Source organism: Geodermatophilus sp. SYSU D00710, from assembly GCF_054050195.1.
Genome location: NZ_JBJGYX010000006.1, coordinates 42,340 through 63,548, shown reverse-complemented (window position 1 = coordinate 63,548; position 21,209 = coordinate 42,340). Strand labels below are relative to the sequence as shown.

Genomic DNA, 21,209 nt, shown 5'->3' with positions numbered 1-21,209 from the left:
TCCCGGGCGATCGGGTCACCGGCTCAGCCGCGCGCGACCGGGATCTTCCTCGGCTCGGACTCGACCTGTGCCTGGGCCACGGGGACCCGGATCTCGAGGACCCCGTTCTTGTACTCCGCCCTGATGTCGTCCTCGGTGGCGCCCTCGGCGAGGGGGAGGGTGCGGGTGAAGCTGCCGTAGCGCATCTCGCGGCGGGTCAGGCCCTTCTCCTCGGTCCTCTCCTCGACCCGGCGCTCGGCGTTGATGCGCAGCATCCCGCCGGAGACGCTGAGCTCGACGTCCCGGTCCGGGTCGATGCCGGGCAGCTCGGCGCGGATGACCTGGGTGTCGTCGTCGCGGTACTCGTCGACGCGGATGATCTCCTCTCCGGGTGCCTCGCCGAGCAGTCGGCGCATCGGCATGGTCCGCATCCACTCGTCGAACAGGCGGTCCAGCCGGCTCCACGGCGACTCGAGGCTGCGCCTGTCGCGTTCCTGCAGGGTGGTCATGAGGGTCTCTCCTCGGTGCGGTCCGGATGGGACCCCACCACCGTGCCGAGGGCCGCGTCGTGCGGAGCAGGGGCAGAGGTCCCGCGCGAGAGGTCCCTTGCACCCTCTCGGCGCGCCGCGGGGTGCCCGCCCCGGGCCGCGGTCCCCGGGGTCCTCAGAGCTCGTAGCCCAGGTCCCGCAGGAGGCGGTGCCGGTCGGCGGCGTCGGCGTCGGTCTCGACGCCCAGGGGAGCAGATCCGTCGACGACCCCGATGACCCCGCGGCCCTGACCCGTGACGGCGACCAGCACCTCGACCGGGTTCGTGGTTGCGCAGAAGACCGTGCACACCTCGGGCACCGCCCTGATGCGGTCGAGGACGTCGACTGCGTGGCCTCCGCGCAGCAGCACCACGAAGGAGTGGCCCGCGCCGATGCGCAGCGCGTTGTCGGTGGCCTCCTCGACCAGGTCCTCGGCGTTGCCGGAGCGCCGGACCAGACGGTCGCCCGACGCCTCGCAGAAGGCCAGCCCGAAGCGGAGGTCCGGATGCGCCCCGGCGAGGGCCTCGTGCAGGTCCTCCACCGTCTTGACGAAGTGCGCCTGACCGAGGACGACCGCGCTGTCCGTGGTCTTGTCGACGGAGACCACGTGGACGGCCAGGCCCGCAGCGGTCGTGGCTGCGGCTCCGCGGCGCCGGGCCCGGCGGACCCCGCCGCCTCGGGTCGGCCGGTCCTGTCGCGGAGCGCGGCGTCCCTGCCGCGCACCTCGTGGTACGTCATCGCCGTCTCCTCCGCACGTCCCCCGGTCACCGTCACGGTGCCGCCGGACGCGACGGCCGGAGCAGGGGCGGAAGGCCCGGGCGCCGCGCCGGACGGTCCGCCGGCCCGGCGAGCGAGCGGAGGGGGTGGCGGGGCGCCCCGGCCGCCGGCCAGTACGCCCTCGCCGTCAGGTGGACGCCGACGGCGAACGGGACGGCGATCGCGGCGTACGCGCCGGCTCCGGCGTCCCCCTCCTCCGCCCCCGGGGAGAACATCCGGGCCAGGCCGCCGAGGAGGGCCGCCCAGCCGGTCAGGGTGATCAGGACCGGCCAGCCCCGGACCCAGTGGCCGTGGGCGCGGACCAGGGCCAGCCCGGCGACGAAGACCACGGACCCGTCGAGGTAGCTGTCGGTTCGGTGCTGGCGCCTGACCAGGTCGAGGTTCACCGCCTCGGACGCGGTGATCGCGACCAGGGCCGGACCCACCAGGCCGGCGATGCGCCTGGACTCCTCCTCGGTCGGCGCCGGCCGCGCACTCCGCGCCGTGCCGGTGGACACGGCCTCCCGCTGCCACAGGCGGTGACCGCGACCGCCTGCACCACGGTGCGCCGTCGACCTGGCCTCCCGTTGCCTCACGGCCTCACCGTCGCGCGGCGACACGGCCGGACACCACCGGCGTGCGGCCCGCGAGGGTCCTCCGTTGGTCCCGGGGTGGGCCGCCGACCAAGGTCCTCCGGTCGCCCCGGCGAGGTCGGTGGGCCGTCTCACCGCCGCGCACCGACGGTGCGCTCAGGTGCCGCGGCCGTTGCGCCGCCGGGACAGCGGCACGCGGAGGCTGCCGCGCGGGTCCAGCTGGTGGTCCTGGTCGCGGACCCGCAGCGGCAGCACGGCCGCCCGCCGGAGGTCACCGCCGACGACGACCTCGCCGTGCGTGATGTCCACCTCGACCTCGGGGTGGTCCCGGTACCGCAGCCGGAACCGCATGCCGGCGAGCGCGTCCGGCAGGTACGGGTCCAGCCCCAGCGCGTCCCCCCGCGTCTCCAGGCCGGTGAACGCCCGCTGCAGCAGGTCCACGGTGCCGGCCATGGCCCCCAGGTGGATCCCCTCGGCGGTCGTGCCGCCCTGCACGTCGGCGACGTCGCTCTCCAGCGCCTCCAGCCAGTGGGCCCACGCCCGGCGCCGGTCCCCCCGCGCCAGCACCCACGCGTGCACCACCTTCGACAGCGTCGAGCCGTGGCAGGTGCGGTCGAGGTAGTAGCGGATGGTGCGGGGGATGGTCTGCCGGTCGTGGGGGTAGCCGAGCCGGTCCAGGACCGCGTAGAACTCGTCGGCCGTCAGGAGCTGGAACAGCATGAGGACGTCGGCCTGCTTGGACAGCTTGTAGCGGTTGGTCGAGTCGCCCTCGGCCTCGAGGATCCGGTCGAGCCGGCTGATGTCGCCGTAGCGGCGGCGGTAGCCGTCCCAGTCGAACTCCTCGAGCCGGTCGTAGTCGCGGAACTGGCTGAGCACCCCGTCGTCGTGCCAGCACAGCCGCAGCTTCCGGGAGACGTGCTCCCACCGTTCGAGGTCGGCCAGGCCCAGGCCCAGCTGGTCGAGCAGCTCCGCCTGCCGCCGCGGCGCGAGGAGGGCGAGGCAGTCCTGCGCCCGCGCCAGCGTCCAGGCGGTCATGACGTTGGTGTAGGCGTTGTCGTCGAGCCCGGGCCGGTCCCGCCACGGCAGCGCGTCGTGGTACTCGTCGGGTCCCATCACGCCGCAGACGTCGTAGCGGTCGTCGCTGCGGTCGTAGGTGGCGAGGTCGGCGAAGAACGCCGCGACGTCCAGGAGGAGCTCCGCGCCGTGGGCGTCGAGGAAGCCGGTGTCGCCGGTCGCCTCGTGGAAGCGCCAGGTGTTGTAGGCGACGGCCAGTCCGATGTGCCGCTGCAGCGCCGAGTTGTCGGGCAGCCAGTGGCCCGACCGCGGGTTGAGGTGCAGCGTCTGCGACTCCTCCCGGCCGGTCGAGCCGCTCTGCCAGGGGAACATCGCGCCGCGCCGTCCGGCCGCCCCCGCGGCGGCACGGGCGGCCGGCAGCCGGCGCCAGCGGTACAGCAGCATCGCGCGGGCGACCTCGGGCAGCCGCAGGGTGAGGAAGGGCAGCACGAACAGCTCGTCCCAGAAGACGTGCCCGCGGTAGGCCTCGCCGTGCAGGCCCCGCGCGGGGATGCCCACGTCGAGGTCGATGCTGTGCGGTGAGACCGTCTGCAGCAGGTGGAAGACGTGCAGCCGCAGCACCAGCGAGGTGTGCGGCGGCCCGTCGATCACGACGTCGCACCGGTCCCACAGGCGCCGCCAGGCCTGCTCGTGACGGGCCAGCACCTCGTCGAAGCGGGGGGCGCGGCGGACCGCGTCCAGTGCCGCGGCGCCCGGCTCGTCGATCGCCCGGTCCCGCGAGGTGCACAGCGCGACGACCTTCTCGACGGTCACGACCCGGCCGGGGACGACGTCGAGGACGAGCTCCGCGCCGGCATAGACGTCGCCGTCGACGACGGGGACGACCGGGACGTCGCACGGCTCGCCGTCCACGAGCACCCGGTGCCGGGCGGCCAGCCCGACCCGGACGTGGGACGCGCTCGTCTCCGTGGTCAGCCGCAGCACGCAGTCGTCGTCCACGGCGGCCTCCCGGGGCACCAGGTGCCGCCCGCTCAGGTGCCGGTAACGAGCCACGCCGGCGTTCTCCACCCGGCCGTCGAGTCCGGACCGGACGACGACCCGCCCCTCCCAGTTCTCCGCCACGACCGTGGTGTCCAGCGCGGCCAGGAAGGGGTCGGCCATCGACACCAGCCGGCGCTGGGCCACGCGGGTGGTCCGGCCCTGCCCGTCGGTGACCCGGTAGCGCCGGGTGAGCACGCCACGGCGCAGGTCCAGCTCCTGCACGTGGGCGGACACGGTCCCGGCCTCCGGTCCGAGGTCGGGACCGTCGGCGATCCGCAGGGTCAGGGACTGCCAGTCGGGCAGGTTGACGATGCTCTCGTTCTCGACGCGCCGCCCGTCGACCTCGTCGACCAGCCGGTTGGACACCCCCGCCGCGTACGTCCCTGGATAGTGGCAGCCGCCGGCGCGCGCCTCGGGCGCCGCGCCGCGGGTGGCGAACCGGCCGTTGCCCAGCGTGCACAGCGCCTCGCGGAGCGGCTCCCGTGCCGGGTCCAGGCCCTCGTAGCGCAGCAGCCAGCCGGTCACCGGGGGACTCCCGGGGCGTCGGCCTGAGCCGCCGCCTCGCGCAGCCACGCGGCGACCTCGTCGTCGACCTCGGCGGGGTCGTGCACCTCCAAGCTGCGCGACACGCGTACCTCGCAGTCCGGGAGGAGCGCACGCACCCGGCCGTACACGGCCGCCCCCACGGAGGAGCCCGTGGAGAAGTCCTCCGGCGTCACGGCACCGCTCCGCTCGGCCGACCGGCGGTCAGACCGGGGTCCGGGCGAGCTCGTTCCACCGGTCGAGCAACCGGTCGACCCGGCGCATCGCCTCCACCACCCGTTGCCGGGCCGCCGGCGTGTCCTTGGCCCGCCGGGCCCGTCGCGCCTCGCCGAGCTCGAGACGGGCCAGGTCCAGCTGCAGCAGCAGGCCCTCGTCGACATCGGGGTGCAGGACGTCCATGGCGACCTCCCACTGCCTTCCGGACCGGCGGTCGGCGTCGAGCCCTCATCGTCGGCCGACCGCGCGTCCTCCGGAACGGCCGGAGGACTGGTCACCGGGAGGACCTCCGACCCCGGTGGGACTCGCTGCCCGGACCGGTCAGGGGAGGGCCGGTCGGAGCGGCGGCGGCCGCGGCGACCAGCTCGGCGAGGCCGGTCTCGATGCCGCGGGCGAGGGTCCAGACGTCCGCCGCGGACTCGCGGTCGCCGGTGACGCCGAAGGCGAGCCGGTCCCGGTAGCTGAAGACCGCCACCCCGGTGCGCAGCCGCGAGGCGATGGGCACGTAGGGGATGATCTCCAGCAGCTCGCGACCGAGCGCGTACAGCGGCTGCCGCGGGCCCGGCACGTCGGTCGTCACGGTCACCACCGAGCGCTGCGGCAGGTGCGCGGCGAGCCGCACCGGCGAGGCGACGGCGGGGAAGGCCTCCAGTCCCGCGATCCGGAGCAGCGCGGCCCCGGCCTCCGCCTCGTGCTCGGCCTTGAGCCGGGTCATCTCCCCGCGGACGGCGAGGAGGCGCTCGACCGGGTCGGCGAGGTCGACGGGCAGCTCGGCGAGCATCAGCGAGATGCGGTTGTCGCGGATGGCCTCCTCGCCCGGGGCGCGCACGTTCACCGGCACCAGGGTCCGCACCAGGTGCGGCGCCGGCCGCTCGCCGCGGCTGAGCAGCAGCGTCCGGAAGCCCTTGCTGACCGCCGCCAGCACCACGTCGTTGAACGTCCCGCCCAGCGCGTGCCGGACCGCCGAGACGTCCGCCACCGAGCCACGGGCGAAGGCGAACCGCCGGTGCGCCGAGACGGGACCGGACAGCGACGAGCGGGGCGCCGGCAGCAGCGCGCCGGTCAGCGCCCGGACCCCGCGGACCGTGGTGCCCACCTGCCGGGCCAGTTCCGCCGGACGGCGGGCCACCGAGGCCAGGGCCCGTGCCTGGTCCAGCGGCAGCCGGGCCAGCCGCGTCACCGCCTGCGCGGCCAGGACCGCCGCCGACGGCTCCGGCCGCGGGCGCCAGTCGTCGGGCACCGCCGGCCCGGGCTCCGGCGTGGGGTCCAGGACGACGCGGTAGAGGTCGGTGCCCGAGATCCCGTCCACCATGCAGTGGTGGACCTTGGACACCAGTGCCCACCGGTCCCCGGACAACCCCTCGACCAGCCAGTACTCCCAGAGCGGGTGGGCGCGGTCCAGGCGGCTGGACACGACCCGGCCCATGAGCGCGGCCAGCTCGGCGTCCCCGCCGGGAGCGGGCAGCGCGGTCCGCCGCACGTGGTAGGAGAGGTCGAAGGCCGGGTCGTCGACCCACACCGGCGGTCCGAGGTCGAAGGGGACCTGGCGGGCCTTCTGCCGGTACCGGGGGATGAGCGGCAACCGCCCGGCCAGCGCGGACTCGAACTCGCCCGGTCCCGGCGCCGGTCCCTCGAAGACGGCGATCGACGCGATCGCCAGCGAGACGCCCGGCTCCTCGTCCTCACCCTGCAGGAAGGCCGCGTCGAGCGGGCTCATGCGCTCCATCGGTCCGCCCGGTCCCGTCGGCTCCTCACGGCGCCAGGTGCGCGGACTCGCCGGTGACCTGCTCGACGTCCTCGGTGGCGGTCTGCAGCAGACGGTGGGCCAGCTCGGCCAGCGCACGGGCGGCCGCGATCTCGTCGCCGATCTCGGGGACGTCCCGGTCGGCGGGGGCCAGCCGGGCGGAGCCGACCCCGACCAGCCGTTCGGTGTCGCGGGTCTGCAGGTGCGCCACGGCCTGCGTCCGGCCGTCGTGCTCGCCGATGTCGATGCGCACCGTCCAGGTCTTCGTCGCGTCCACGTCGGCCTCCTCGTCGTCGTCCGTGGTGCCACCGACGGTGCGGGCGCGGCGCGCCGGGCGACGCGGCCGGAAGGCCGTACCGCGCGGGACCTCCGGCCCGGGGTCGCCGGCCGCGGACGGCCGTCGGCCGTGCCCGGGGTGCGGTCACAGGTGCCGGACGGCCCCGCGCGGCGGGGACCTCCGGTGGCTGCCCGGAGCCGGACGCCCGGTGCAGGCTCGGGGTGTCACCGGCCCGGGGGTGACCCGGACCGGTCATCCGGAGAGGAGCCGTCACGATGATGGGCTGGTACGTCGGTGAGCACATGAGTGGCTGGGGGTGGGTCGGCATGACGCTCAGCACGGTCGTGTTCGTCGGCCTGCTCGTGCTCGGGGGGCTCCTGCTGGTCCGCCTGGTCCGGCAACAGGAGCGGCCCGCGCCGCGGTCACCGGGGCAGCTGCTGGCGGAGCGGTACGCCCGTGGTGACATCGAGGAGGAGGAGTACCGGCGCCGGCTGGCCACCCTGGCCGACACCGACGCGCTCAGCCGCTGAGGCGGGTGCCGGGGGGGCACGAGCGGCACGGCGGCGACCCTCAGCTCCGTGTCCTGGCCCGCAGGCCCTTGTGCGCCGCGTCGGCCAGCAGCACCCCGGGCACGGCGAGCAGGGCGACGCCGAGACCCAGCACCGGTGGCAGGCTCTGCCCGAGCAGGTCGGCCACCGGCGGGACGGCGAGCACCGCCGCGAGCAGCAGCAGCTCCACGCCGACGGCCCACACCAGCAGCGGGTTGCCGCGCGGGTCGAGCCGCCAGAACGGCCGGGTGGCGCTGCGGCAGGCCCAGGCGTTGGCCGCCTGGCCCAGGACGACGGCGGCGAACGCCGCGCCGCTGGCCGAGGCGAGCACGCCCGCCGGGACGTCCTCGCCGAAGGACCAGCCGGCACCGGTCAGGACGACCAGGAACGCGAGCATCGAGACCGCGGCCTCCACCGGGCCGAGCACGCCGAAGGCGCGGCGCACCACCGCCGTGTCCACCAACCGCCGGCGCGGGGGCGGACCGTCGAGCACCCGCGCCGAGGCCGGTTCGGCACCCAGCGCCAGGGCCGGCCCCTGGTCGGTGACGATGTCGAGGCAGAGGATCTGCAGCACGCTCAGCGCGAGGGGGATCCCGCCGGCGCTGACGGTGAAGACGACGAACGGCGTCAGCTCGGCGACGTTGTCGGACAGGTGGTAGGTGAGGAACCGCCGGATGTTGGCGAAGGTGGCCCGGCCCTGGCGCACCGCGGCCACGATGGTGGCGAAGTGGTCGTCGAGCAGGACCAGGTCGGCGGCCTGGCGGGCGACGTCGGTGCCGCTCGCGCCCATGGCCACCCCGATGTCGGCCGCCCGCAGCGCCGGCCCGTCGTTCACGCCGTCGCCGGTCATCGCCACCACGTGGCCGCGGGCGCGCAGCGCCTGCGCGATGCGGAGCTTGTCCTCGGGCGCGACCCGGCAGACGACCGTGCCGTCGGAGTCGAGCAGCTCACCCAGCGCGGCGGGGTCGGCCGGCAGGTCCTTCCCCTCGACGACGACGCTGCCCGGGCGGGACAGCCCGATCTCCGCCGCGATCGCCGCGGCGGTGGCACCCGAGTCGCCGGTGACCATGGCGACGGCGATCCCGGCCCGGCGGCACTCGGCCAGCGCGCGGTCCACGTCGGGACGGGGCGGGTCCTCGATGCCGACGAGCCCGAGCAGCTCGAGGTCGCGCTCGGCCGCGTCGGCGTCGGCGCCGGCCGGCAGGTCGACGGTGCGGCGCGCGACCGCGAGCACCCGCAGCCCGCGGGCGGCGAGGGCGTGCGCCGCCGCGGAGGCGTCCGCGGCCACGGCGGGGCAGCGGGGGAGGACGCTCTCGGGCGCGCCCTTGACCGACAGCCGGCCCGCGGCCCAGACCGACATCCGCCGGCGCCGCGGGTCGAACGGGAACCGGCGACCGCCCTCCGGCGCCCCGGTCACCGCGCCGGCCGCCCCGAGCCGCCGGGCCAGCGCGTCCAGCGCCGCCTCCATCGGGTCGCCGACCGCCGTCCACGAACCGCCGTCCTCCCGGACGTGCCCGGTGGAGCAGCGCACCGCCGTCGTGGCGAGGGTGCGGGCGGTGTCCAGCGCGGCCGGTGCGCCGTCGACCTCGGCCGTCGGCTCGTAGCCGACCCCGCGGACGGCGACCGGCCCCTGCGGCGTCCACACCTCGACGACGGCCATCCGGTTCTGGGTGAGCGTGCCGGTCTTGTCCGTGCAGATGAACGTGGTCGAACCGAGCGTCTCCACCGACTCCAGTCGGCGGACCAGGGCGTCCTGCCGGGCGAGCACCTGCGCGCTGCGGGCCAGCGACAGGGTCACGGTGGGCAGCAGGCCCTCGGGTACCAGCGCCACGGTGACGCCGACGGCGAAGAGGAAGCCCTCGCCGAGCGGCAGCCCGATCAGGAACCCCGCGCCGAAACAGGCCGCGCCCAGGCCCAGCGCGGCCACGGTGACGAACCGGACGACCCGGTTGAGCTCCTTCGTGAGCGGGGTCTTCGCCCGCTCCACCGTCCGCGTTATCGTGGCGATCGAGGCCAGCCGGGTGTCCCCGGCGATGGCGGCGACCTCGGCCGACGCCTCCCCCTCGACGACGAAGCAGCCGGCGTACACCGGGTCCCCGGCGTCCTTGTCGACCGGCACGCTCTCCCCGGTCAGCGTGGCCTCGTCCACCCGCAGGCCGTGGACGTCGACCAGCCGCAGGTCCGCGGCGATCCGGTCCCCGGCCTCCTGCAGCACCAGGTCGCCGACCACCAGGTCGACCGCGTCGACCTCCTGCCGCCGGCCGTCCCGCACGACGGTGACGCGGTGCGGCACCAGGTCGCGCAGCGCCTCGGCCGCCTTGTCGGCGCGGTACTCCTGCACGAACGCGAAGACGCCGTTGAGGACGACCACCACCACGATCGCGACCGCCAACTGCGGCATGCCGCCGACGAGCGCGAGGACCGCGGCGCCCCACAGCAGCAGCGCGAAGAAGTGCACCATCTGCCCGACGAGCAGCCGGACGGGGGAGGGCGGCCGCTCCACCGGGAGCCGGTTGCCGCCCGGGGGGCGCCGCCGGCCGGCCTCGGCCTCCGACAGCCCGGTGCCGGCCGGTGCCGTCGTCGTCATCGCGGTCTCCTGGGCTTCCGGTGGCGGGAGCACCCAGCGTCGCGGGGCCGGTCCCGCACCGGCGTCGTCCGTACGTCCCTGATCGACGGCGACCTTCGGCCCTCCGGGAGCGGCGGCGGGGTCCCCACCATGGCGGGCATGACCGGGACGCGGACCCGCCCGCCCTCCACCGCCGGGCGCCGCAGCGCCGCCGTCGCCGCCGTCCTGGCCAACGGGGTCCTGCTGCTGCTCCTCCACGTCTGGCCGGGATGGGAGGTCGTGCCCTTCCTGACCGGCGAGACGACCCAGGTCCTGCCCTACGTCGACGCCGCGCTCGTCGCCGGCATCGCGGTCGCCCTCCTGCAGCTGGTGCGTCCCGGAGGCGCGGCGGTCCCGGCGGGGTCGTTCGTGACGACGGCGTTCGGCCTGGCGGCCACGGTGCGGGTGCTGCAGGTCTTCCCGTTCGACCTGGGTCCCGGCTGGGAGGTCGTCGTGCGCGTCGTGCTGTGGCTCGGTGTCGCCGGCGGCGTCGTCGGACTGCTGGCCGCGTTCGTCGCGCTGTCCCGCCGGCGGGCGGTGCAGCGGTAGGCGGCCGGCCCGGGCCCGAGGTCCTCCCTCCCGGCGACCCGGGGTGCCCGGAGCCGGTGGTGACCTCTCGCGCGCCCGCCGGGGCCGTTCGGCTCTGCCTGCGCGGAACCGGACTCCCCGAGCCTCGACCCGTGCTGGACCACCCCGCCCCGGCCCGCCCGCCGGTCGTGCTCTCCCTGGACGCCGGCTCCTCCTCGCTCGAGGCCGCCGTCCGCGACCCCGACCTGCGCCTGCGCGTCGAGATCACCGGCCTGGACCGGACCGGTCCCGGCGCGGCCGCCCACGTCACCATCAGCGGCACCGACTCCGTCGTGGAGCACGCCCGGCTGCCCGGCGGCTGGGCCGGCGCGCTGACCGAGGTGGCCGACGCGATGGCCCGCCGCGCACTGCGCCCGCAGGTGGTCGCGCACCGCGTGGTCCAGGGCACCCGGCTGCTGACCGGACCGCGCCGCGCCGCGCCCACGGTGCTCGCCGGCCTGCACGCCGAGGCCGGCCTCGACCCACTGCACCTGCCGCGGCAACTGGCCGTGCTCGAGGAGGCCCGCACCCACTGGCCCGCGGCAGAGGTGGTGCTGGTGCCGGACGACGGCTTCTTCGCCGCACTGCCCGACGAGGCCGTCGTCCTGGCGCTGCCGGCCGAGGCCCGGGCCGCCGGGTTGCGCCGCTGGGGGTACCACGGCCTGGCGGTGCAGAGCGTGGTGGACCTGCTCCCGGGTCTGGGCGGCGCGGTCGTCGTCCACCTGGGCGGCGGCTGCAGCGTCGCCGCGGTGCAGGACGGGCGGCCGCGGTCGACGACCACGGCGCTGAGCCCGGTCGGCGGCATCCCGTCGCCCACCCGCAGCGGGGACCTGGACCCCGAGGTCGTGCTGCGGCTGGTCGAACTCGCCGGAGGATCGGTGCCCGCCGTCCGGGAGCTGCTCGCCCGGCGGTCCGGGGTGGCCGGGATCGCCGGCGGCCGCGCCGACCTGCGGGAGCTGGTGACCGCGGACGACCGGGCCGGTGCCCTGGCCCTCCGGGTGTTCGTCCGGTCGGTGGCGATGGCCGTGGCCGGCGCGGTGACGACGCTCGACACCTGGGACGCCGTGGTGTTCAGCGGCGGCATCGGTCAGCACTCCGCCGAGCTGCGTGAGCGGGTGTGCGAGCGGCTGCTGCCGTTGCGGCACGTCGGGGACGCGGGCGGTGTGCCGAGCGAGCGGCTCGTCGGCACGGGTGTGCGGGTGCTCGCCGTCCCCGTCGACGAGGAGGCGGTCATGGACCGGCTGGCCCGCGGCGTCGTCGCCGCCGTCCCCGGCGGCCGCGGGGTCGCCGTCCCCCAGCGGTGACCGCCACCGTCCCGGCCCGGGCCCCAGGGCAGGCCGGCACCCCCGTCGGGCTCCGGCCGGCCAGGGCGCTGCTGCGGGACGGCACCCCGGTCGTGCTGGGCCCGTTGACCCCCGCGGACGGCCCGGAGCTGCTCGCCCTGCACGAGGGGCTGGCCGAGCGGGACCGGTGGCTGCGCTTCGCCACCCTGCACCCGGCCGACCTGCCGGGGTACGTGCGGCGCAGCCTCGATCCGGCCGGCGGGAACCTGACGCTGGGTGCACGGGTGCGCGGGCGACTGGCCGGCGCGGTCCAGCTGTTCCCCCTCGGCGACGGCGCCGCGGAGATCGCCGTCGTCGTGGACGGTCACGAGCGCCTGGCCGGGGTGGCGACCGCCCTGCTGGAGCAGGTGGCGGCCGAGGCGACCCGGCTCGGGATCGGCCGGCTGGTCGCCCAGGTGCTCGCCGAGAACGGACCGATGCTCCGGGTGCTCGCCGACCTCGGCCTGGCGGTACGCCGGCGCGCCCAGGGCACCGACGTCCTCGTCGAGGTGACGCTGGACGCCGGCGCCCGCTACCTGGAGGCGGCCGAGGAGCGGCACCGGCAGGCGGCCGCCGCCGGCCTGCAGGCGGTCCTCCGGCCGCGCGCGATCACGGTGGTCGGTGCCGGTCGCGGCGCCGGGTCGATCGGGCGGGCGGTCCTGCGGGAGCTGCGGGCGGCCGGGTTCCCGGGACCGGTGACGGTGGTCAACCCCGCGTGCGGCGAGCTGGAGGGGTTCCCGTGCGTGTCCTCGGTCGCCGAGCTGCCGGGGCCTGTCGACCTGGCCGTGGTCTGCGTCCCCGCCGGGGCGGTGCCGGCGGTCGCTGCGGCGTGCGGGGTGCACGGGGTGCGGGCCCTGCTCGTGCTCAGCGGCGGGCTCAGCGCGGTCCCCGGCCTGGCGGGCGAGGTCCTCGACACCGCCGACCGGTACGGCATGCGCATCGTCGGTCCCAACAGCGTCGGCGTCGTCGCCCCGGGCGACCCGTCCCGGCTGGCCGCCTGCTTCGGCGGGTCGGTCCCGCCCGCCGGCGACGTCGGGCTGGTCGCCCAGTCCGGCGGCGTGGTGATCGCCGGCGGTCAGGTGCTGGGCCGGCTGGGCCTGGGCGTCTCGGCTGCCGTGTCGATCGGCGACGCCTGGGACGTCGGTGCCCGCGACGTCCTGGCCTGGTGCGACGAGGACCCGGGCACGGCGGCGGTCGTGCTGTACGCCGAGTCCGAGCCCGACCTGCGCGGCCTGGTGCGGACCGCGGCGCACCTGGCCCGCCGGGTGCCGGTGCTCGGGCTCCGGACCGCCACGTCGCCGGCCGGAGCCCGCGCGGCGGCCTCGCACACCGCGCGCTCGGCCACCCCCGCCCGGGTGCGGGAGGCCGCGTGGGCCGCGGCCGGGGTGCAGGTCGTGCCGGACCTGACCACGCTGGCGGCGGCCACGGCGCACCTGCGCGGGCGTCCGCCGCTGCGCCCGGGCACCGTCGCGGTGCTGACCAACCTCGGCGGCGCCGGGGTGCTGACCGCGGACGCGTGCGTCGCGGCCGGACTGCCGGTCGACCCGCTGCCGCCCGCGCTGCAGCAGCGGCTGCGGGAGGCGCTGCCGCCCCTGGCCGTCCCGGCCAACCCGGTCGACACCGGCGCCGCCGTGTCACCCGGGCAGTTCGGCGCCGCGCTGGGCTGCCTGCTCGACGACCCCGCCGTCGCGGCGGTCGTCACCGTCACCGCACCGACCGGGGTCGGGGACCCCGGCCCGGGCGTGGCCGCGGCGGTCGCGGCGGCCGGCGACGACGCGGTCGCGGTGGTCGACGTGCGGCCCGGGCGGCCGACCTCGCTGGAGCGGCTCGACCCGGCGGGAACCGGAGGGGGCCCGGCGCTGGTGTCGGTGAACGAGCCGGCCGTGGCGGCCGCGGTGCTGGCGGCCGCCGCCGGGCGGGCGGCCTGGCTGGCCGCGCCGCCGGTCGGGTCCGTGCCCGAGGGGGCCGACGTGCGGGCGGCCCGGGCGGTCGCCGCCGCGGTCCTGGACCGCAGCCCGGCAGGGGACTGGCTGGACCCGGACGCCGTCGCCGCGCTCCTCGCCGCGGCCGGCGTGCCCCTCGTCCCCACGCGCGCGGCCGGGACCCCGGGGGCGGCGGCCGCCGCGGCCCGCGAGCTGGCGTGCCCGGTGGCGGTGAAGGGCCGGGTCCGCGGGGTGGTGCACAAGGCCGACGCCGGGCTCGTGCGCCTGCCGGTGGACGACCCCGACGAGGTACGGCGCGTCGTCGGCGGCTGGGCGGCGGCCGCGGGCGCGGACTGGCTCGGCGCCGTGGTGCAGCCGTTCGTCCCGCCCGGCGACGAGCTGCTGGTCGGCGCGGTCCGCGACGCGGCCGCCGGTCCGGTGGTCGTCGTCGGCCCGGGCGGCCGGGCCGCCGATGCGCTGGGGGGCCGCGTGCACCGGCTGGCGCCGCTGGACGCCCGGGGTGCCGAGCAGGCGGTCGACGCGACCGGCCTGTTCGCCACGGCGCACGGCCGCACGCTCGACCGTGCCGCCGTCGCGGACCGGCTGCACCGGGTGGCCTGGCTGGCCGACGCCGTCCCGGAGCTGGCCGAGCTGGACGTCAACCCGCTGGTGGTGGGTCCTCGCGGGGCGCAGGCGCTCGACGTGCGGGTGCGCGTCGCCCCGGACGGGCCGTGACCGGCGCCGTCCTCCGCGCCAGCGCGGAGGACCTGGGGATGCGCGCCCTCGGCCGCGGCGGCGTGCCGATGCAGTTCGGCGCGGTGCTCGTCCTCGCGCCGGGCGCCGAGGACGCCGAGCTCGCCCGCGTCGTCGCCGACCGGCTCGGCGGGGTGCGGCGGCTGCGGCAGCGGCTGGTCCGGGTGCCTCCGGGCGCCGGCCGCCCGATCTGGGTGGACGAGCCGGCCCCGGACCCGGCGGCGCACGTCCGCACCGCCGCGTGCCCGGCGCCCGCGGACCAGCAGGCCCTCCTCGACCTCGCCACGGACCTGGTGGCCGGCCCCCTGCCGGAGGACCGGCCCGGCTGGGCCGCCGTCGTCGTCCCGGACCTGCCCGGGGGGCACAGCGCGGTGGTCGTCGTGCTGTCGCACGTGCTCGCCGACGGGATCGGCGGGCTGGCCCTGCTGGCCTCCCTCGCCGACGGCGGGCCGCCGCCCGACCGCACACCGCCCGGGCCGCGGCCGCCCTACCGGTCCCTCGTGGCCGACGCCTGGCGCCGCCGCGGCCGGGCGCTGCCCCGCCTGTGGCGCGTGGTCGGGCTGCTGCGGGACGCGGGCCGGTCGGCCGGCGGCCTGCGCCCGGCCCGCGCCGCGCCGTGCAGCCTGCTGGCCCCCACCGGGCCCCGGCGGCGGACGGCGGCGGTGCAGGTGCCGCTCGAGCCGCTGCGGGCGGCGGCGCACCGGGCCGGGGGCACGGTGAACGACGCGCTGCTGGTCGCGGTCGCCGGGGCGCTCGGCGGGCTGCTGGAGAGCCGCGGCGAGTCGGTGGACCCCGTGGCGGTCACCGTCGTCGTCACCGGGCGGCGGGCGGCGGGGGTCACCGAGCTGGGCAACGCCACCACCCCGCTGGTGGTTGCCGTGCCGGTCGCGGGGGATCCGCAGGAGCGGCTGCGCCGGTTCGCCGGCACGGTCCGCCGGGCCCGGGACGCCGCCACCGGCCCGCCGCTGACCGCGCTGATGGGGTCGGTGTTCGGCCTGCTCGCGGCGAGCGGCGCCTATCGCTGGTGGCTCCGCCGCCAGCACCGCTTCCACACGCTGGTCAGCAACGTGCCGGGGCCGCCGACGCCGCTGACCCTCGCCGGGCGGCGGGTCGAGCAGGTGCTGCCGGTGGCCTCCGGCGAGGCCGGGGACGTCACAGTCTCCTTCGACGCGCTGTCCTACGCCGGCACCCTGACCGTCACCGCCGTCGTCGACCCCGACCGGGTGCCCGACCTGCCGGTCCTGACCGCGGCGCTGCGGGCCCAGCTCACCGCGCTGGTCGGTCCCCCGTCGGCAGGGTGACGCTGAGGGACACCAGCACGTCCCCGCGCCAGTCCCGGCCGGCGAGCTCGACGTCGACGGTGTCCCCGCCGTCGTCGGTGACGGTCAGGGTGCCGAACTGCCCGGCGCCGGGGAACGTGCCCTCGCTGTAGGGGCCGCCCTTCACGTCGCCCGGCGAGTCCAGCGCGGCGGCGTGCAGGAGCGGGAAGCCGGCGCCACCGGCGGTGCTGTGGTCGGTGTTCGTGCCGTCGTCGATCGCGAGCATGTGCGCGTCGCCGCTGACCATGACCAGGTCGTCGACGCCGGCGGCGGCGAGGGTGTCGGCGATCCGCCGGCGCTCGCCGGCGTAGCCACCCCAGTCGTCGCGGCCGGGCTCGTCCGGGGCCACCCACGGCTCCGGGTTCACCCAGACCACCGCGGCGTGCGACCGGCTGGCGGCCACGAGCTCCTGCTCCAGCCAGGCCAGTTGCCGCGCGCCGAGCATCGAGTCGTCGGTCCGCGCCGAGCGGGTGTCGGTCACCACCACCCGGACCCGGCCGACGGTGAAGGCGTGGTGGATCGCCCCGCCGCCGCCCTCGACGAGGTCGTGGTGCGGGACGAGGGCGCGGTAGGCGGCCCGGGCGACGTCCCGGGTGGGCGAGGTGGAGTCGGCGTTCTCCGAGCCGTAGTCGTGGTCGTCCCAGACGTAGTCCACCGGCACCGAGCGGTACAGCGCCGCCTGCGCGGGGGAGGTCAGCACCCGGGTGTAGCGGTCGGCGAACGCCGCGGCGTCACCGGTCCGGACGTCGGAGTAGTGCAGGTCGCCCATGTGCACGAACAGCAGCGGGTCGACCGCGCGGATCGCGTCGAACACCGCGCCGCTGGAGCCGGTGCGGGCGCAGGAGGCCAGCGCGAGCGTGAACGACGCCGGGCCCTCCGGCATGGTCGTGAACCGCCCGGTACCGCGGGTGCCGTCCGGGTCGCCGTCCACCTCGACGGTCCACCGGTACGCGGTGTCCGGGGCCAGCCCGTCGACGGCCAGCCGCACGACCCCGTCGGCCGACGGGGGGACCGCGGCGGAGCGGACCGCGGGCCCGCCGTCGTCGGGCTCGACCACCAGCCGGGCCTGCCGGGCGTCCGCCCGGTCCAGCTGCGCCACGACCCGGGCGCTGCTGGTGGTGACCCCGCCGGACCAGGCCCAGACGACGGACTCGACCGGCAGCGCGAGCTGCGCCGAGCGCGGGTGCAGCGGGCCGAAGAAGTAGTCGTGCACCTCCGCGGCCGCGCCGGTGGTGCCGGCGAGCAGCAGGCCGGTGACCATCGCCAGCGTGACCACCGAGCGCATCGTGCGGCGGTGCTGCCAGGCCAGCCAGAAACCGACCGCCGGCACCAGGAAGGCCACCCCGATCAGCACGCTCACCCACGGCTGGTAGGTGGTGGCGGCGAGGACGGCCAGCCCGGTGCCGGCGACGGCGGCCAGCGCCGCGCCGACCGCCTGCCACCGCAGCGCGACCAGCAGCGCCACCGCGGCCAGGCCGAGGAGCCCCAGCTGCAGCCACCGGCTGAGGGAGGGCCCGATCGCCGTGCCCTCGGGACTGGTCGGCAGGCCCTCGACCAGCGCCAGCGTGGTGAACAGCGTGAGCATCGCGGTCAGCCAGCCGCGCGCGAACCGGCGGACGGCGGCCTCCTCGTCCGGCTGCAGCCGCAGCAGGCCCGGCCCGGCGGCGACGTCGGACGGTGCCTCCCACGGGCAGCCGGCGCACCCGCGGTGCCACCGGGTCCGGTCCAGCGTCCACCAGGTCGCCAGGACGACCGCGGCGCCCACCAGCACCCCCGCGGCGGCGTCCGAGGGCCACGCCGAGCGGCTGCGGACCACGTCGACGACGACGACCCCGAGTGCCGCGGCGGTGACGACGAGGGTCGCCAGGGCCGGGCCGCGGCGGCGGGTGCGGGCGTACACGGCCAACGGCAGGAACCCGGCGAGCAGGGTCGCCTGCACCACCGGCGCGCTGGGCAGCGACCCGGTCAGCCCGGCCAGCGGGCCGTCCGGCGGGTAGGCCCGCTCCAGCCGGTCGGCCACGACGGCCTGCGCGACCAGGACGGCGGCCGTGACACCGAGCAGGCCGAGTACGAAGGCCGCGCAACGCCGGCCGACGAGACCGACCAGCACGGCCAGGGCGACCGCGACGGGCACGCTGCCCAGCAGGTCCCACGGCAGCAGCGGGTCGCTGCGGCGGGCGACCTCGTCGTCGATCTCGGCGAGCAGCTGCGGCGCCCCGGCCGTGGTGAAGACGAGCTGCACGGCGGCGGCCGCGGTCAGCACCGCCGTCCAGCCGAGCAGCAGCACCCCGCGGCGCGAGCCGTCCCCGGGCCGCTGCCCCAGGGGCGTGCCGGCCAGCAGCGGGCGCAGCCGGACCGGCGGTTCGGGCCAGGTGACGAGCGCGACGGCGGCGCAGGTGGCCACGGCGCCCAGCCCGGCGACGAGGAGCAGCAGCAGCGCGTAGAGCCAGGCCGTCCCGGCGAACATGCCCACGTCCGGGGCGTAGTTCTTGGTCGCGCCGCGGGCGCCGTAGACGGTCAGGCCGCCGGCGGTGAGGGCGAGCAGCAGGTAGTGCACCCGCGGCCGCAGCCCGGCGGCGAGCGCGGTGTCCGGCGGCGCGCCGGTCCGCACGAAGGCGGCGACGGCGCGGGCGTGCAGCTCGGTCTCGCGGTCGCGGCCGCGCCGGCGGCGCCCGTGCAGGGCGTCGCGGAGCAGGACGACGCCGGAGACGAGCAGGCCGGCGCCCATGATCGCCGGGACGAAGATCTGCGCGCGGTCGACGTCGGCGTCGTCCCACCAGTCCTCGCGGACCCGCCGGGGGTTCACGACGGCTCCCCGTCCGGGTGCAGCACCACGGTGCCGGTGTCGCCGTCCACGGTGACGGTGCGCCCGTCGAGCACCGCGGTGGCGCCGGGCAGGTTGAGCACGGCCGGCAGGCCGAGCTCGCGGGCGACGATCGCCGCGTGCGACAGCGGCCCACCGCGCTCGACGACGATCGCCCCGGCCCGCAGGAAGACCGGGGACCACCCGGCGTCGGTGGCCGCGGCCACGAGCACCTCGCCCTCGGCCAGCAGCTCCGGGCGCGGCTCGGCGAGCACGCGGGCCCGGCCGGTGTGCCGCCCCGGGCTCGCCGCCCAGCCGGACAGGCGGTCGCCCTGCGGCGCCGCGGCCGGGGAGGGCGCGGGCACGCCGGTCCAGCGCAGCGGCGGGGGCGGGTCGGTGGCGCGCTGGTCGAGCCACCGGCGGCGGCGGGCCAGCTCGGCCGGCGGCGGGGGAGCGCTGCCCAGGGCCGGGCGCAGCTCGGCGTCGCGCAGCAGGTCGACGTCGGCCGGCCGGGCCAGCACCCCGGCGACGGTCAGCCGGCGGCCGATCTCCAGGTGCACCCGGCGGACCTCGCCGCCGAGGGCGAGGACGGCGGCCTTGACGTCCTCGCGCCGGGCCAGGCCCGCCGTCGCGTCGGCGATCTCCCGGCGCAGCACGTGCATGCGGACGTCGACGACCTGGCCGGTGAGCACGCGCACCCGCCGCCACCGCGCGCGGCCGCGCAGGTCCTCCTCGAGCGCGGCGCGGGCGGTGTCCCGCTCGTCCCGGCGCGACGGCGGGGCGGGGAAGGCCGCCTGCCCGGTCTCGGCCCAGGTGGGCCCGGCGAACACCGACCGCGACGCCGCCGGTGACCGGTCCCGGCGCGTCCCGGCTCCGGTGGTGACGCGTTGGGCCGCGGCGGCCGCCGGCTGCTCGCCCAGGTGCCCGGCGAGCCGGGCCTGCAGCTCCGAGTACGCGGCGACGGCGGCGGAGGCGACGGCGAGCTCGACGGTCATCGCCCGGGCGCCGAGGTCGACCAGGCGGCGACGGTAGGCCAGCAGGCCGCCGTCGTCGAGGTCCCCGAGCGCGGGCGGGTCGGCGAGCACCGCGTCGACCGCGCCCACGACGACGCCCGCCTCGACCGCCGCGCGGCGGCGCGCGGTGCCGGCGCGCAGCTGCAGCCGGGCGGTGCGCCACCACGGGGCCCGCCGTCCCTCCCGGCCCCCCGGGGCGGAGGCACCGGAGACCGGCGCGCCGAGGTACTGCCGCTCCAGTTCGGCCTCCGAGCCGCCGGGCACCGCCCGCGCCGCGGCCCGCATGAGGTCCAGGTCGAGCGCGGCCCGGCCGTGGACCCGGCGCACCAGCTCGTGCGGGCCGGTCCGGTCGGCCGGCAGCCCCCAGAGCCGGCCGAGGACCTCCCGCAGCGCCTCCTCGACGAGGAAGGAGGCGACGTCCCACACCAGCGGCGGCAGCAGGCCCGGCAGCGTCTCCCCGATGCCCTCGGTGGTGAGCTCCGCGTCGTCGGGCTCGGTGTCGCAGCCGTCGTCGGCCCGCGCGGGCCCGGTGGTGATCGGACGGGCCTGCACCACCCAGGTGCGGGTGCCGTCCCACGCCCACTCGACGTCCTGGGAGCGGCCCTCGGCCTCCTCCACCCGCAGCGCCAGCGCGGCCGCCTCGCGCACGGCCACGGGCAGACCGGGGTCGGGGTCCCCGGTGCGCGGCAGCAGGAAGACCTCGGGGGTGCGCGCCCCGGAGACCAGCGACTCGCCCAGCCCCTGCACCGCCTCCACCCGCACGCGGTCGCCCAAGCCGCCGGGGTCGACGGTGAACACGACCCCCGCCGACCGGGCGGGCACCATCCGCATGAGCACCGCGGGCATCGCGACGTCGTCGTCGGGGATGCCCCACGCGCGGCGGTAGGCCACGGGGGCCGGGTGCCACAGCGAGGCCCAGGTCAGCCGGACCGCGTCGAGGACCGCCTCCGGGTCGACGTCGAGCGAGGAGCGGTACTGGCCGGCGAACGACGCGGCGGCCATGTCCTCGACGGTCGCCGACGAGCGCACCGCCAGGGGCCGGCCGGCCGCGACCTCGCGGGCCGCCGCGACGACGGTGCCGGCGAGGTCCCGTGGCACCGGCACGGCGGCGAAGGCGGCGTCGACCTCGTCGGCCGGTACCGGCGTCCCGCTGCGGAGCCGGTCGAGCAGCGGCGCCAGGTCGGGGGAGGCGGCCACGGCGCGGTAGGCGTCGGCGGTCACCACCGCGGTCGGCGGGACGGGGGTGCCGCGCTGCACGAGGCGGTCCAGCGACGCGCCCTTGCCACCGAGCTGCGCCGGCGGCGCCGGCGAGCCCGCGGTGAGCCGGAGGACGGCGGTGGTGGCCGGTGCCCGGCCAGTCGCGGTGGTCACGGGCGCCCGACCGGCGTCCCGGTCAGCTCCGCCCGGTAGGCGGCGACGCAGCGGTCGGCGAGCCGCTCCACGGGCTCCCCGGTGGACGCCGACTGCCGGTGCAGCCAGGTCGCGAGGTCCGGCCGCAGCGCCACCGCCGAGCGTCCTCGGGTCCGCGCCCCGAGGGCGGCGAGCTGGACGAGCAGCACGGCGCCCAGGAGCAGCACGAGGTCGGTGTCGGCGCCGCGCAGCGCGTCGACGAGGGCGACGGCGACGCCCAGCAGCGCCACCAGCTGGAGGACGACGGTCAAGGGCAC

General features: G+C 77.9%; 17 protein-coding genes. 5 read left to right on the top strand and 12 right to left on the bottom strand.

Features of this window, described 5'->3' with window-relative positions; genetic code table 11:
• Positions 1-23: 23 nt before the first annotated feature.
• The 8 genes from ACI78U_RS04330 to ACI78U_RS04295 form a co-directional block, all read right to left on the bottom strand.
• Positions 24-488, bottom strand: coding sequence for an Hsp20/alpha crystallin family protein (locus tag ACI78U_RS04330; RefSeq protein WP_456874060.1), 465 nt, complete (start codon positions 486-488; stop codon positions 24-26).
• Between the two features lie 154 nt (positions 489-642).
• Complete coding sequence (locus ACI78U_RS04325; RefSeq protein ID WP_456874059.1) at positions 643-1,113, bottom strand: adenosine-specific kinase; 471 nt, start codon at positions 1,111-1,113, stop codon at positions 643-645.
• 163 nt (positions 1,114-1,276) lie between these two features.
• Complete coding sequence (locus tag ACI78U_RS04320) at positions 1,277-1,780, bottom strand: hypothetical protein (protein WP_456874058.1); 504 nt, start codon at positions 1,778-1,780, stop codon at positions 1,277-1,279.
• Positions 1,781-2,011: 231 nt separating this feature from the next.
• Complete coding sequence (locus ACI78U_RS04315) at positions 2,012-4,435, bottom strand: glycoside hydrolase family 65 protein (protein ID WP_456874057.1); 2,424 nt, start codon at positions 4,433-4,435, stop codon at positions 2,012-2,014.
• A complete protein-coding gene (locus ACI78U_RS04310; protein ID WP_456874056.1) occupies positions 4,432-4,629 on the bottom strand; it encodes a hypothetical protein in 198 nt (65 codons plus the stop codon). Before ACI78U_RS04310 ends, ACI78U_RS04315 begins: the two co-directional genes overlap by 4 nt.
• A 28-nt stretch (positions 4,630-4,657) precedes the next feature.
• A complete protein-coding gene (locus tag ACI78U_RS04305) occupies positions 4,658-4,852 on the bottom strand; it encodes a hypothetical protein (RefSeq protein WP_456874055.1) in 195 nt (64 codons plus the stop codon).
• 91 nt (positions 4,853-4,943) lie between these two features.
• On the bottom strand, positions 4,944-6,386 hold the full coding sequence (locus tag ACI78U_RS04300) for a WS/DGAT/MGAT family O-acyltransferase (RefSeq protein WP_456874054.1): 1,443 nt from the start codon (positions 6,384-6,386) through the stop codon (positions 4,944-4,946).
• 34 nt (positions 6,387-6,420) lie between these two features.
• Entirely contained in the window at positions 6,421-6,690 is a 270-nt protein-coding gene (locus ACI78U_RS04295) for a dsRBD fold-containing protein (protein ID WP_456874053.1), read from the bottom strand.
• Between the two features lie 326 nt (positions 6,691-7,016).
• Between ACI78U_RS04295 and ACI78U_RS04290 the strand changes: the two genes are divergently transcribed.
• Positions 7,017-7,220: a hypothetical protein gene (locus ACI78U_RS04290; RefSeq protein ID WP_456874052.1), complete on the top strand. Its 204-nt coding sequence runs from the start codon at positions 7,017-7,019 to the stop codon at positions 7,218-7,220.
• 40 nt (positions 7,221-7,260) lie between these two features.
• On the opposite strand, the gene ACI78U_RS04285 is transcribed toward ACI78U_RS04290, so the two are convergent.
• Positions 7,261-9,825 (bottom strand): cation-translocating P-type ATPase, encoded by a 2,565-nt coding sequence (locus ACI78U_RS04285; protein ID WP_456874051.1) that lies wholly within the window; start codon positions 9,823-9,825, stop codon positions 7,261-7,263.
• Between the two features lie 138 nt (positions 9,826-9,963).
• On the opposite strand from ACI78U_RS04285, the gene ACI78U_RS04280 reads away from it, so the two are divergent.
• The 4 genes from ACI78U_RS04280 (at position 9,964) to ACI78U_RS04265 (ending at position 15,708) form a co-directional block, all read left to right on the top strand.
• Positions 9,964-10,392: a hypothetical protein gene (locus ACI78U_RS04280; protein ID WP_456874050.1), complete on the top strand. Its 429-nt coding sequence runs from the start codon at positions 9,964-9,966 to the stop codon at positions 10,390-10,392.
• A 131-nt stretch (positions 10,393-10,523) separates the two neighbouring features.
• Entirely contained in the window at positions 10,524-11,714 is a 1,191-nt protein-coding gene (locus ACI78U_RS04275) for a hypothetical protein (RefSeq protein ID WP_456874049.1), read from the top strand.
• Positions 11,711-14,389: a GNAT family N-acetyltransferase gene (locus ACI78U_RS04270; protein ID WP_456874048.1), complete on the top strand. Its 2,679-nt coding sequence runs from the start codon at positions 11,711-11,713 to the stop codon at positions 14,387-14,389. Before ACI78U_RS04275 ends, ACI78U_RS04270 begins: the two co-directional genes overlap by 4 nt.
• Positions 14,386-15,708: a wax ester/triacylglycerol synthase domain-containing protein gene (locus ACI78U_RS04265; RefSeq protein ID WP_456874047.1), complete on the top strand. Its 1,323-nt coding sequence runs from the start codon at positions 14,386-14,388 to the stop codon at positions 15,706-15,708. Before ACI78U_RS04270 ends, ACI78U_RS04265 begins: the two co-directional genes overlap by 4 nt.
• Here ACI78U_RS04265 and ACI78U_RS04260 read toward each other — a convergent pair.
• Genes ACI78U_RS04260 through ACI78U_RS04250 form a run of 3 tightly spaced genes read right to left on the bottom strand, consistent with a single transcriptional unit; the run spans position 15,674 to position 21,209 of the window.
• Positions 15,674-18,532, bottom strand: coding sequence for an alkaline phosphatase D family protein (locus ACI78U_RS04260; RefSeq protein ID WP_456874046.1), 2,859 nt, complete (start codon positions 18,530-18,532; stop codon positions 15,674-15,676). The genes ACI78U_RS04265 and ACI78U_RS04260 overlap by 35 nt on opposite strands.
• On the bottom strand, positions 18,529-20,913 hold the full coding sequence (locus ACI78U_RS04255; protein ID WP_456874045.1) for a PEP/pyruvate-binding domain-containing protein: 2,385 nt from the start codon (positions 20,911-20,913) through the stop codon (positions 18,529-18,531). Before ACI78U_RS04255 ends, ACI78U_RS04260 begins: the two co-directional genes overlap by 4 nt.
• The gene (locus ACI78U_RS04250) at positions 20,910-21,209 is read right to left on the bottom strand and encodes a hypothetical protein (RefSeq protein WP_456874044.1); all 300 of its coding nucleotides are present in this window, start codon (positions 21,207-21,209) and stop codon (positions 20,910-20,912) included. Before ACI78U_RS04250 ends, ACI78U_RS04255 begins: the two co-directional genes overlap by 4 nt.

What these genes read in the sequence shown, in the direction of transcription:
- ACI78U_RS04330 (WP_456874060.1), bottom strand. Translation starts at nt 488, where the DNA reads ATGACCACCCTGCAGGAACGCGACAGGCGCAGCCTCGAGTCGCCGTGG.
- ACI78U_RS04305 (WP_456874055.1), bottom strand. Translation starts at nt 4,852, where the DNA reads ATGGACGTCCTGCACCCCGATGTCGACGAGGGCCTGCTGCTGCAGCTG.
- ACI78U_RS04300 (WP_456874054.1), bottom strand. Translation starts at nt 6,386, where the DNA reads ATGAGCCCGCTCGACGCGGCCTTCCTGCAGGGTGAGGACGAGGAGCCG.
- ACI78U_RS04290 (WP_456874052.1), top strand. Translation starts at nt 7,017, where the DNA reads ATGACGCTCAGCACGGTCGTGTTCGTCGGCCTGCTCGTGCTCGGGGGG.
- ACI78U_RS04285 (WP_456874051.1), bottom strand. Translation starts at nt 9,825, where the DNA reads ATGACGACGACGGCACCGGCCGGCACCGGGCTGTCGGAGGCCGAGGCC.
- ACI78U_RS04280 (WP_456874050.1), top strand. Translation starts at nt 9,964, where the DNA reads ATGACCGGGACGCGGACCCGCCCGCCCTCCACCGCCGGGCGCCGCAGC.